The organism is Jiella endophytica, from assembly GCF_004519335.1.
GTDB classification, from domain to species: domain Bacteria; phylum Pseudomonadota; class Alphaproteobacteria; order Rhizobiales; family Rhizobiaceae; genus Jiella; species Jiella endophytica.
This window is the reverse complement of sequence record NZ_SOZD01000002.1, coordinates 994,800-1,006,488: the sequence shown is the minus strand read 5'-3', so window position 1 is coordinate 1,006,488 and position 11,689 is coordinate 994,800. Positions and strand designations below refer to the sequence as shown.

General features: G+C 66.8%; 8 protein-coding genes. 4 read left to right on the top strand and 4 right to left on the bottom strand.

Features of this window, described 5'->3' with window-relative positions; translation table 11 throughout:
• Positions 1–58: 58 nt before the first annotated feature.
• The 3 genes from ccmA to ilvA all read left to right on the top strand — a co-directional run bounded on the left by ccmA (position 59) and on the right by ilvA (position 3,504).
• On the top strand, positions 59–787 hold the full coding sequence (ccmA, locus tag E3C22_RS09645) for a heme ABC exporter ATP-binding protein CcmA (protein WP_425364965.1): 729 nt from the start codon (positions 59–61) through the stop codon (positions 785–787).
• 379 nt (positions 788–1,166) lie between these two features.
• A complete protein-coding gene (gene ccmB, locus E3C22_RS09640; protein WP_134761763.1) occupies positions 1,167–1,826 on the top strand; it encodes a heme exporter protein CcmB in 660 nt (219 codons plus the stop codon).
• Between the two features lie 424 nt (positions 1,827–2,250).
• Positions 2,251–3,504: a threonine ammonia-lyase IlvA gene (gene ilvA, locus E3C22_RS09635; protein WP_134761762.1), complete on the top strand. Its 1,254-nt coding sequence runs from the start codon at positions 2,251–2,253 to the stop codon at positions 3,502–3,504.
• Positions 3,505–3,667: 163 nt separating this feature from the next.
• On the opposite strand, the gene rnd is transcribed toward ilvA, so the two are convergent.
• The 3 genes from rnd to E3C22_RS09620 form a co-directional block, all read right to left on the bottom strand.
• Positions 3,668–4,822 carry a ribonuclease D gene (gene rnd / locus E3C22_RS09630; protein ID WP_134761761.1) on the bottom strand — a complete coding sequence of 385 codons (1,155 nt, stop codon included), beginning with the start codon at positions 4,820–4,822 and terminating at the stop codon, positions 3,668–3,670.
• A 626-nt stretch (positions 4,823–5,448) separates the two neighbouring features.
• A complete protein-coding gene (locus tag E3C22_RS09625) occupies positions 5,449–6,390 on the bottom strand; it encodes a Hint domain-containing protein (protein ID WP_134761760.1) in 942 nt (313 codons plus the stop codon).
• Positions 6,391–6,744: 354 nt separating this feature from the next.
• Complete coding sequence (locus E3C22_RS09620; RefSeq protein WP_134761759.1) at positions 6,745–8,568, bottom strand: tetratricopeptide repeat-containing sulfotransferase family protein; 1,824 nt, start codon at positions 8,566–8,568, stop codon at positions 6,745–6,747.
• Between the two features lie 402 nt (positions 8,569–8,970).
• Between E3C22_RS09620 and aspS the strand changes: the two genes are divergently transcribed.
• A complete protein-coding gene (gene aspS / locus E3C22_RS09615) occupies positions 8,971–10,761 on the top strand; it encodes an aspartate--tRNA ligase (protein WP_134761758.1) in 1,791 nt (596 codons plus the stop codon).
• Between the two features lie 162 nt (positions 10,762–10,923).
• Here aspS and E3C22_RS09610 read toward each other — a convergent pair whose 3' ends face one another.
• Complete coding sequence (locus E3C22_RS09610; protein WP_134761757.1) at positions 10,924–11,436, bottom strand: 2'-5' RNA ligase family protein; 513 nt, start codon at positions 11,434–11,436, stop codon at positions 10,924–10,926.
• Between the last annotated feature and the right edge of the window lie 253 nt (positions 11,437–11,689).

The following is an 11,689-nucleotide window of genomic DNA, read 5'->3' as shown; positions in this document are numbered from 1 at the left end:
CGACGACGTTGGGTGCGAAAGTGGCGGCAAGAGCGAAGGTGGCGGCTTGAGCGCCGGCGTGATCGCCCTCGAAGGCCTCGTCGTCGGCAGGGGGCGTGCGGTCGTCGCCGGGCCGTTCGATGCGGCGCTCGCCGCCGGCGAGGCGCTGGTCGTCACCGGGCCGAACGGCGCCGGCAAGTCGACCCTGCTGCGCACGCTTGCCAGCCTGTTGCCGCCGCTCGGCGGGGCGATTCGCCTTTCGGGCCTTGCCATCGACGGCGAGCCGGCCGAGCGGATCGCCGAAGTCGCCCACTATGTCGGCCATCGCCACGGCATGAAGAGCCAGATCGCCGCCGGCGACAACCTCGCCTTCTGGGCGCGCTATCTCGGCGCCGGTGCGGCGGGTGCCGGCAGGCCCGGCGGCGCTCCGCTGTCGCCGGCAGAGGCGCTCGCTGCCGTCGGCCTGCCAGGGCTCGAGGCGATCCCCTTCGGCTATCTCTCCGCCGGCCAGCAACGGCGGGCGAGCCTTGCGCGGCTTCTCGTCGCATGGCGGCCGGTCTGGATCCTCGACGAGCCGACATCGGCCCTCGACGCTGCCTCGCAGCAGCGCTTCGCCGCCCTCGTCGCGAACCACCTTGCCGCCGGCGGCATGGCGATCGCGGCGACTCACCAGCCGCTCGGCCTCGACGGCGCGACGACGCTGCACATCCCGCCGCGCTCCGGAAGCGGTGACGTGCCGGGCCCGGATGGCGAGGCAGCGCCCGCAATCGACGACGCCGCATTGGCCGAAGCCGAGGGCTGGTTGTGAGCGCACCGATGGCGAGGAGCAGGTACTGGTGTACCCCTTTCGGTGGTCGTTGCCGAAAAGGGCGGTGCTCGCTTCTGCCTATTGGACCGTTCGGCCTTTCGACTAGCCACAGTTGGCAGGATGAAGCTCCGCATCGTGCGATGCCGCCGGAGCCTGTCGAAGCAGCGCGGCACCCCTGTCCAAAGCGCCGTCATTCTCGGGCCCCGTCCCGAGAATCCAGAGATCATCGGGCGCCGTCCGCGTCAGCTGCCAAAGAAGGAGGTTGCCGATGTTGCGGCGGTCGCCCCTGGATTCTCGGGACGGGGCCCGAGAATGACGAAACGGAGAGGCCGGCACCTATCCCCGGAACCTTATTGCAATCTCGCGCCGAGTTCCGCCCGTGACGACACTCTTCTTCCGCGACCTGAAGCTCGTCTTTTCCGGCGGTGGCGGGGCGACCACCGGCGTCATCTTCTTCCTCGCCGTCGTCGCGACGATCCCCTTCGGCGTCGGGCCGGACCTCAACCTTCTCTCGCGCATCGGCCCGGCGATCCTCTGGATCGGCGCTCTCCTGTCGGCGCTTCTGACCCTCGACCGGCTGTTCCAGGCCGACAGGGAGGACGGCACGCTCGATCTCCTGATCGCCGGGCCGCTGCCGATGCCGCTGGTGGTCCTGTCGAAATGCCTCGCCCTGTGGGCGGCGTCCTGCCTGCCGCTGGTGCTCGCCTCGCCGGTGCTCGGCCTGTTCCTCGCCCTTCAGCCGGCCGCCCTCTTCGCGGTGATGGCGACGCTGTTCGTCGGCACCCCGGCGATCGTCTTCATCGGCGCCGTCGGTGCGGCCGTCGCCGTTGCGCTGCCGCGCGGCGGGCTGCTCGTCTCGGTGCTGGTGCTGCCGCTGGCGATTCCCGTCCTGATCTTCGGCGTTTCGGCGACCTATGCCGCGGTCAACGAGCCCGACCCTTTCTGGCCGCCCTTCATGATCCTGTGCGCGCTCACTCTGTTTTTCGGGGCGCTGGGCCCAGTGGCGGCCGGCGCGGCCCTGCGGGCGAGCGGCGATTAGCAGCTCGGGCCCGGTACTGCAGATTTTGACAAATCCGCCGGGCTGGCGCATGACGCCCGGACAGTCGGCTATTTGAGAAGAAGGAGCGCTTTGAGATGACGATCGATCGGCTCGCGAACGAGGTTTCGCTCCAGATCATCATCGCTGGCCGCTTCATTCCGATTATCGGCGCCGGCGCCGCCGGGAGTGCCGGTTCCACCGCGAACTGAGCCTCCGGCCGCGACCGGCCGTTCTGCGCGGCGCCGAGCGCGCCCCGCCGACGACCCACGATTTTCCGCCGCGTTTGCCGCGGCAAGATTCCGGCAGGCGCAGCCACTGAGCGCCCGCAGCCAGGCCGCCTTCGCGCCGCAGCCTTCCGAGGCGTCGGCGCTGCGGCAGACGCGGCCACTCCGAAGCCGGACCAAGACGAGACATTCGACGAGTGATGAGCGAAGAAACCTTTTCCACCCGTGTCGCGACCGCGCAGGACGCGCTGCGCGATCTCTTTCCCGCAACGCCGCTGCAGCTCAACGAGCACCTTTCGGCGAAATACGGCGCCCGCATCCATCTGAAGCGCGAAGACCTGACGCCGGTGCGCTCCTACAAGATCCGCGGCGCCTTCAACTTCATGCGCAAGAAGATGGCTTCCGGCGGCGCTGGCGGCCGCTTCAGCTGTGCCTCGGCCGGCAATCACGCCCAGGGTTTTGCTTTCGCCTGCAAGCATTTCGGCGTGAAGGGCCGGGTGTTCATGCCGGTGACGACGCCGCAGCAGAAGATCGACAAGACCCGCGTGTTCGGCGGCGATGCCGTCGAGATCGAGCTCACCGGCGACTTCTTCGACGACTGCTATGCCGCGGCCAAGGCCTATTCGGAGGCGGCGAACGCGGAATTCGTGCCGCCCTTCGACCATGAGGACATCGTCGAAGGCCAGGCGAGCGTCGCCCGGGAGATCCGCGAGCAGCTGGGGGACGAGCCCCTCGACCTCGTGGTGATGCCGGTCGGCGGCGGCGGGCTCGCCTCCGGCATGACGCGCTATTTCGACGATCAGGCCCGCCCTCGGCTGAAATTCGTCGAGCCGCTCGGCGCGCCGAGCCTGCGTTCGAGTCTTCAAAACGGCGCGCTCACCCGTATGCCGCAGATCGACGGTTTCGTCGACGGAGCGGCGGTGGCACAGATCGGCATGATCCCCTTCGAGACGCTGCGGCGCTTCGGACCGGACGACGTGATCCTCGCGCCGGAAGGCCGGCTCTGCAACACCATGCTGGAGATGCTGAACGTCGAGGGCATCGTGCTGGAACCCGCGGGCGCCCTGGCGATCGATGCGCTCGAAAGCCTCAAGGACGAGGTGCGCGGCAAGAGCGTCGTCCTCGTCGTCTCCGGCGGCAATTTCGACTTCGAGCGGCTTCCGGACGTCAAGGAGCGGGCGCTGCGCTTCACCGGGATGAAGAAGTACTTCATCCTGCGGCTCGCCCAGCGTCCCGGCGCGCTGAAGGACTTTCTGAACCTGCTCGGCCCGGACGACGATATCGCGCGCTTCGAATATCTGAAGAAATCGGCCCGGGACTTCGGCTCGATCCTGCTCGGTATCGAGACCAAGGATCCGGCGAACTTCCCGGCGCTGCTCGAACGCTTCGAGCGCGACGGCATCCGCTACCAGGACATCACCGAGGACCAGATCGTCGCCGACCTCTTGATCTGACGACAGCATCGGCCCGAAGATCGGAATCGATTGTCGGAAGGCACGATGCGGTGATTCGAGAACTCAGAGCGTCCTTTGTGGGTCCGTTCAGACGCACGGCGCTTTGGGCATCGCCGGGGAGCCGGGCGGGCGCGGGCGTCAACGCCCCGCGGCTGCCTCGCCGTTACCCGATCGGCAGGACTTCGACCCGGCGGTTGCGATAAACGAGGCCGGCCTTGCCGGAGAGAAGCTCGAGCGCCCTTTCGCCGAAGATCTCCCGCCGCCAGCCGGTCAGCGCCGCGACCTCGGCCTCCTCGCCCTTCCAGGCGAGCTGTTCGAGGTCGGAGGAGGAGGTGATCAGCTTGGCGGCGACACCCTCTTCCTCGACGACGATCTTCAAAAGCACCTTGAGGAACTCGACGGCGGCCGCGGTGCCCTCGGGCAGCGCCTGCGGGCGCGGCACCGGCGGCAGCTCGGATTTCGGTAAAGCCAGGGCGCGGTTCACCGCAGCGATGATCTCGCGGCCGGCGGCGCTGCGCTCGAACCCCTTCGACAGCGTCCGCAGCCGCGACAGCGCCTGCTCGTCGCGCGGCTGCTGCTGGGCGATCTCGTAGATCGCCTCGTCCTTCAGGATGCGGCCGCGCGGCTTGTCGGCATCGCGCGCTTCGCGCTCGCGCCAGGCGGCGACCTCCTTCATCACCTGCAGCTCGATCGGCTTCCTGACCCGCAGCTTCAGCCGCGTCCAGGCTTCGTCCGGATGAAGATCGTAGGTGTCGGGATTGGCGAGCAGCGCCATTTCCTCGTCGAGCCAGCTCTTGCGGCCGCTCGCCTCGATCTGCGCTGCCAGCGCCCGATAGACGTCGCGCAGATGCGTGACGTCGGCGAGCGCATAGTCGAGCTGCTTCTCGGTGAGCGGACGGCGGCGCCAGTCGGTGAAGCGGGAGGTCTTGTCGATCCGCGCCTCGGTCAGCCGCGCCACCAGCTGGTCATAGGCGATGGATTCGCCGAAGCCGCAGACCATCGCCGCGATCTGGGTATCGAACAGCGGCTCGGGCACCTGCCCGGCCAGCTTGTAGAGGATCTCGATGTCCTGCCGCGCTGCATGGAACACCTTCAGCACCGAGCTGTCCGCCATCAGCTCGAACAGCGGCGTAAGATCGATGCCGCCTGCCAAAGGATCGACGATGACGCCCTCATCGGGCGACGCCATCTGGATCAGGCAGAGCTCCGGCCAGAACGTCGTCTCGCGGATGAACTCGGTGTCGACGGTGACGAATTCGAACTTGGCGAAGGATCGGCAGGTTTCGGCGAGTTCCGCCGTGGTGGTGATAAGGCGCATGATTCTTCTTTAGACCGAAGAAAGCTCCGCGCGAAAGCGATTCCGGGCGGCGAGCCATGAATTCGCCGGAGGGCAGTCGATCAGCGACAGCTTCGTCACGTCGCGACGCGGCAGCCCGCCGGAGCGCGGCGCTCTCGATGGCACGCGCAAGGGCACGCTCTACCCCATTGAATCGAAACGTCGTGTCTTGGGAAAATCGATTGTGGTTTCGCGCCGACGCTGTCGCTCCATGGGAAGGGATTCCCCGACGCGCAGGGTATAAAAGCCTCGTCGGGGAAAGCTGCCGGAGAACCGACACTCAGAGGAAACTGCTGGCGGCTGCAGCAAGGCGACTGACGGCAAGGCAGCCAATACGACGGACCGATTCGAGCGACAGCATCAGCCCGAAATTGGAATCGATTTTTGGAAAGCACGATGCGGTGATTCAATAACTCAGAGCGCGTGCGTCCATTCGGACGCTCGGCGCTCTGAGCCGATCTGGCGGCCCGTCGCAGCGCGGGAGACCTTGCGATACCGCAACTGCATGCGACGAACGGGAACGCAGCGCCCAGGCTTCGCCGGAGGACGCAATAACGCCGGCGAAGCCTGCGCGGCTCTCCGGCGAGAGCCGGGCTTGCATGGGGATGTCAGGCGACGCGGCGCTCGGGCAACTGCGCGTCCTTCTCGATGAGGTCGACCTGCCCGGCCTCGACGCGGGCGGCAAGCCGCTGCCGCTCGGCTTCGACCAGTGGTCCCTGGAAGGCCACCGGACGGCAGCGACGGCGCTCGCCCTCCGGGACGAGGCCGGGATTGGCGGCGACCTCGTCGAGATCGACGGCGCCGAACCAGTTGCGTCCGCCCCGTTCGAAGAAGCTTTCGGCGGGCAGGCCCTCGGCAAGAAGGATGTCGTGCTCGTCGAGCTCGACATGCCAGTAGGTGACCCGGCCGATACGGCTGCGCGTGATGCTCGTCCCGTTGACCAGCTGCTTGATCGGCACGAGGAATTCGCGCCCGCCGCGCCGCGCCAGCACCGGGTGGCCCGGCGACAGCAGGACGTCGCGAGCGGGTACGCCGTCGGCAAAGGCGCCGGCGCGGACCCTGACGGGAGCCTCGTCGGCATGCTTGCCGGTGCAGTCGGCAACCCGCCGGCCGATCCAGCGGATCGGCCGCTCGGCGCCGCTGGCCGTCACCGCCATGTCGCCGATCTCAAGATCCTCGACCGCGACCGGGCCGCGGGCCGTCTCGATCCGCGTGCCGCTCGCAAAGCAGATGGCGAAGTCGGCATTCACCGTCGTGATGGTGGCGCCGGCGGTGTAATAGGCGGCATACTGGAAGAGATAGTAGCCGTAGGTGGGGCTGTAGGCGATGAAGCCGCGGCCGTTCTGGAGCGCGCTGCGGTAGATGTCCGACAAACCGCCGGAGTCCTGGAAATTGTCCGGATCGACATCGCCGAGAATGTTGGGATTGTCGCCCGGATCGGTGCCGTCGTCGGTAACCGTATAGACCGACCCCGTATCACTGACGACGGTGTAATTGTACTGGGAATTCTTGGTGACTCGCCAAAACTGAAGCGGATTTGAGGTCGCCATGATGTCCTTGTCGTCGCTCGAGGGATGATCTGTTGGTCGTCAGTCAGGCATGATCATGAGACGACATGGTCACGGCGCGCAAACTATCAGCATCGCAGCGCGGTCAGGTCGGTCTTGCGCCCAAAAAACGCGGGCGATCTCACGCTTCGGTCAAAAAATCCGTTGCGAAAAGCAACGGTCAAGGTACCTTATAAGAGAACGTTGCAATACCTCTTATCTTCACAAGAAATTTAGTATGGTTTGCTGCGTTAGTCCAGCGGAAATTGCATGGCTTGATCCCCGGCGGGCCGCACGGTGCCGCAAAGGCACTCGGTCGGAGATCCTCATAAAGACGAGGCGCGATTTCCTGCGGTTTCAGACGTCATAGCCCCATGCCGCGATCAACGGCTCGAGGACCGGCAGCACCGGTTCCAGGTGGCGCAGATAGTGGCGGTAGCGGTAGCGCGAGCGATCGTAGAGCCGCTCGGTCACCTGCGCATAGCTGGCGGTGCGCGCGAAGCGGACATTCTCCTCGAAGCTGAGCGAGCGCCTGTCGAACGGCGTTTCGATGAAGTCGAAGACGCCGCGCATCGTCGCCTCCTGGGCCCCGACGACATCCTCGTAGCGCACTGCCTTGTAGTTCAGCTCCATGACCGAGCGGTAGTGGACGACGAGCGAGGTCGAGCGGACGAGATGCTCGGCGGCGGTCTCGAGTTCCGATCCGCAGAAGCCGCCATGGGTGAAGAAGTTCGACATCGCCGAGACCATGATGTCGAGCGGATGGCGGATCATGTGGATGAGCGGCGCCTTCGGAAAGATCAGCCCGATCAGCCCGAGATGCATTTCGTTCAGCGGCATCTTGTCGGTGAAGAAGCGGGCCCCGGGGGCGAGCAGGTTCAGCTGGCGGGCCCGCTGGAGATAGTAGTCGCGCAGGCTGTCGAGTTCCTCGCGCTTGTCCCCCATCCAGACTTCCGCGAGTGCGCCGGGATATTCATTCGGGCTCGCCAGCAGCCGCGGCATGGCCGCGACGATCTCGTGGATGGTCGTCAGTTCGTCGCCGGCGACGATGTCCGGGCTGACCGACAGAGACTGCTCGAGCAGCGTCGTTCCGGATCTTGGAAAGCCGAGAATGAAGATCGGCTGGGCGACGTCCTGCCTGACCCTGGCCCGCGGCAGGATGGCGACGCGCTCCGGCGAGAAGAAATCCGACAGCTGTTCGGCAAGCGCTTTTGCCTCCGCCTGCAGGTAGCGCCGCCCGCCCATCCTGATGGCCATCGCCTTGCCGGCGAGGAAGGCCTGCCACGCCTCGTCGTAGCGCTCCATCCGGTCGAGCAGCCGGCCGCGTTCCAGAAGCTCGATCGGCCGCAGCGTCCGCGGGTCGTCGAGGTCGAGGACGGCGAGCGCTTCCTCCAGCCGGCCTTCGCGGCCGAGGATCGCCGCACGGGTCTGCCGCGTCGCCGGCGAGGGCGCGCTGATTGCCTCGACCTTGTCGAGCAGTTCCTTGGCGGCATCGAGATTGCGGTCGGCCTCCTCGAGCTGCGCCCAGGCGAGCAGCGTCTGCCGGTTGCGCTTTTCCGCCATGTGAGCCTCGCGGTAAAGCTCGCGGGCTTCCTCCATGCGGCCCTGGTTCTTCAGGCTGAGGGCGAGATTGGCCAGCACCAGCGGCACCCGCCTTCCGGTCAGCTCCAGGGCCTTGCGGTGGTGATATTCGCCGGCCGCCGCCTTGCCGATATTGGTCAGCGCGACGCCCATCAGATTGTGCGATTGCGGGCTCGTCGGCGAAAGCCGCAGCGCCTGGCGGGCGAATTGCTCGGCCTTGAAATAATGCTGCCGGGAGAGCTCCAGCAGCGCCAGCTTGCTGACCGCCCAGAAATTGAAAGGATCCTCGATGGCGATCCGCTCGAGGAGGATCGCGGCGGGATGCTGGCGGTTCTGTTCGAGGCGCACGCTGGCCAGCGTGCGAAGCGCCTGGATGTCGAGCGGCGCCCGTTCGAGGACGGCCGTCGCAAAATGCACCGCCCGTTCCAGATGGCCCGACTTCAGCTTCGCCGCGGCGTTCGCCACCGCCTGCCGCATGCCTGGCGTGGGCGTGACGCGCCGCGCCGCCTCCAGGTCCATCTCGCAGCAGGACATGGCGGAAAGGCCGCTCCTGCAGGGACAGGGCGATCGCTCGCCGAAGGCGACATTGACGGCGTCCATCAGTTCCTCCCGCTTCCGACAGTGCGGCCGCAAACGCTCAAGCCCAAGCAAGGTCCGAACGCGCGGCCGCTCCGTCAATATCGTTGTGTAGGACAACGGCGGGTCGAGTGAAACTACTATCAGAAGTGAAGGATGGAGCAGGTTTCGCGCGGCGGGGAGGCGCGCCGCCGTCCGCCAGCGGTGCGGAGGGTCGCCATCCGGGAGGCGTCGCGGCGGGTCCTTTGCGGGGTCCCCGGGCTTCGTCGATGTGTCCGCCGGGAGCCGGACCTATGGCCAAGCGCGGCGCCGCGCGACCTTGACATCGCGCGGCGCCCATGCGCTTGTCCGCCACCGATTCCACGACGATTTTGCAGCGCGTTTCGCCTCTGGCGAAGCGCGCTGCCATGAAGCGACGAGACCGCCATGCACCGCTACCGCACCCATCGCTGCGCCGACCTGTCGAAGCAGAATGTCGGCGAGACCGTGCGCCTGTCCGGCTGGGCGCACCGCATCCGCGACCATGGCGGCCTCCTGTTCATCGACCTCCGCGATCACTACGGCCTGACCCAGGTTGTGGTCGATCCCGACTCTCCGGCCTTCAAGACCGCTGAGACCGTGCGCGGCGAATGGGTGATCCGGGTCGACGGCGAGGTGAAGGCGCGCTCTGCAGAGACCGTCAATTCGAAGCTTCCGACCGGCGAGATCGAGATCTTCGCTCGCGAGATCGAGGTGCTGTCGCCGGCGAAAGAGCTGCCGCTGCCGGTCTTCGGCGAGCCCGACTACCCGGAGGACATCCGCCTCAAATACCGCTTTCTGGATCTCCGCCGCGAGACGCTGCACAGGAACATCATGCGGCGCACGCAGATCATCGCCAAGATCCGCTCGCTGATGCAGGAGACCGGCTTCACCGAGTTCCAGACGCCGATCCTCACCGCATCGAGCCCCGAGGGCGCCCGCGACTTCCTCGTGCCGTCGCGGCTTCACAACGGCATGTTCTACGCCCTCCCGCAGGCGCCGCAGCAGTACAAGCAGCTGTTGATGATGTCGGGCTTCGACCGCTATTTCCAGATCGCGCCGTGCTTTCGCGACGAGGACCCGCGCGCCGACCGCTTCTATGGCGAGTTCTACCAGCTCGACGTCGAGATGAGCTTCGTCGAGCAGGAGGACATCTTCCAGACCATGGAGCCGGTGATCCGCGACGTCTTCAAGACGTTCGCCGACGGCAAGCGCGTGTCGGAAACGTTCCGGCGCATCCCTTATGCGGAATCGATGAAGAAATACGGCTCCGACAAGCCGGATCTCCGCAATCCGATCGAGATGCAGGCGGTGACCGAGCATTTCGCCGGCTCGGGCTTCAAGGTCTTCGCGGGCATGATCGCCAATGACGACAAGGTCGAGGTCTGGGCGATTCCGGCGAAGACCGGCGGATCACGCGCCTTCTGCGACCGGATGAACTCCTGGGCGCAAGGGGAGGGCCAGCCCGGCCTCGGCTACATCTTCTGGCGCGAGGAGAACGGCGCGGTGTCCGGCGCAGGCCCCCTCGCCAAGAACATCGGTGAGGAGCGCACCGAGGCGGTGCGCAACCAACTCGGCCTCGAGGCGGGTGACGCCTGCTTCTTCGTCGCCGGCCGGCCGGAGAAGTTCGTGCAGTTTGCTGGTGCCGCCCGCACCCGTGTCGGCGAGGAGCTGAACCTCCTCGACCGCGACGCCTACGAGCTCGCCTGGATCATCGACTTCCCGTTCTACGAATGGGACGAGGACGAGAAGAAGATCGATTTCGCACACAACCCGTTCTCGATGCCCCAGGGTGGGATCGAGGCGCTGGAGACGCAGGAGCCCCTGTCGATCAAGGCGTTCCAGTACGACATCGTCTGCAACGGCTACGAGATCGCCTCCGGCGGCATCCGCAACCAGCTGCCCGAGACCATGGTGAAAGCCTTCGAACTCGCCGGTTATTCGCGCGCCGACGTCGAGGAGCGCTTCGGCGGCCTCTACCGCGCCTTCCAGTACGGCGCCCCGCCCCATGGCGGAATGGCCGCCGGCATCGACCGCATCGTCATGCTTCTGTGCGGCGCCAAGAACCTCCGCGAGATCGCGCTGTTCCCGATGAACCAGCAGGCGTTCGATCTGCTGATGGGCGCGCCGGCGGAGGCGTCGCCGGCGCAGCTGCGGGAGTTGGGGCTAAGGGTGGCGCCGGTAGAGAAGAAGGGGTGAGGCGCGGAAGGCTTCGCGGCGGAGCATGACGAGACGAGCCCTGTCAGCCGTCCCGCCGACCGATCTTGCTTCGGCCCGACCCTGCCGAGAGGCTGCCCTGTATCGGAATGACGGGACTTTGGAGCCCGCCTCGCCCCTGCGGTCCAAATCTTAGCTGGCGCTTCACCCGCCCTCGAAGGGGAACGTCCCCGCCGGCTCCCACGGTCCGCCGCGATAGTGCCACAGGAGAAGGCCGGTGCCGGTCGCCTCGAAAGGCATGAACGCCGCACGCAGCGCCTCGTAGGTCGCCCGTGCCTCGTCTGCCGGCATCTTGTTCTGGATCGTCACATGCGGGCGAAAGCCCTGCGCGTCCTGCGGCGTCAGATCGGCCTGCCAGCAGGTGGCGAGATCGCGACGGAGCGCGGCAAGGGGCGGGCCGGCGATCTCGAAGGCTGTGCCGCGGCCGAGGAAACGCAGGCCCGTGACGGTGAGGGGGATCTGCGCCGTCTGCCGGGCGGCCTCGCGGAGCGTCGCGGCGATCTCGGGAGCTTTCTCGCCGGGCAGATGGTGGAACAGCGTCAGATGCGCCGGGATGACATTGCGCTCGGGCGGAAAGTGCTGCCGGCGCAACGCCTCGAAGTATTCGTAGCTCGCTTCGTCGAAACGCAGCGTCAGGATCAGCGGTGCCTCGGCCATGCGGCGATCTCCCCCGGCGGGCGGTTGTCGGTCGGATCGCCGGTGATCGTGACGAACATTGGCTGATCGGCCCGCCAGCGCCGCTGCCTCGGTCTTCCGGGCGAGACCCGAGCCCGGGTCGGCCGGCCGTTCACTGATAGGGCGCTCGAAGAGGGCGCGAAAGTCGGACAACTCGTCGCTCTTGGCGCTCTTGTGACGATCACGAGGAACGTCGCCGGCCCGGCTGGCGACGGGCGACGTCGTGCCCGGACGC

What these genes read in the sequence shown, in the direction of transcription:
- ilvA (WP_134761762.1), top strand. Translation starts at nt 2,251, where the DNA reads ATGAGCGAAGAAACCTTTTCCACCCGTGTCGCGACCGCGCAGGACGCG.
- rnd (WP_134761761.1), bottom strand. Translation starts at nt 4,822, where the DNA reads ATGCGCCTTATCACCACCACGGCGGAACTCGCCGAAACCTGCCGATCC.
- E3C22_RS09625 (WP_134761760.1), bottom strand. Translation starts at nt 6,390, where the DNA reads ATGGCGACCTCAAATCCGCTTCAGTTTTGGCGAGTCACCAAGAATTCC.
- E3C22_RS09620 (WP_134761759.1), bottom strand. Translation starts at nt 8,568, where the DNA reads ATGGACGCCGTCAATGTCGCCTTCGGCGAGCGATCGCCCTGTCCCTGC.
- aspS (WP_134761758.1), top strand. Translation starts at nt 8,971, where the DNA reads ATGCACCGCTACCGCACCCATCGCTGCGCCGACCTGTCGAAGCAGAAT.
- E3C22_RS09610 (WP_134761757.1), bottom strand. Translation starts at nt 11,436, where the DNA reads ATGGCCGAGGCACCGCTGATCCTGACGCTGCGTTTCGACGAAGCGAGC.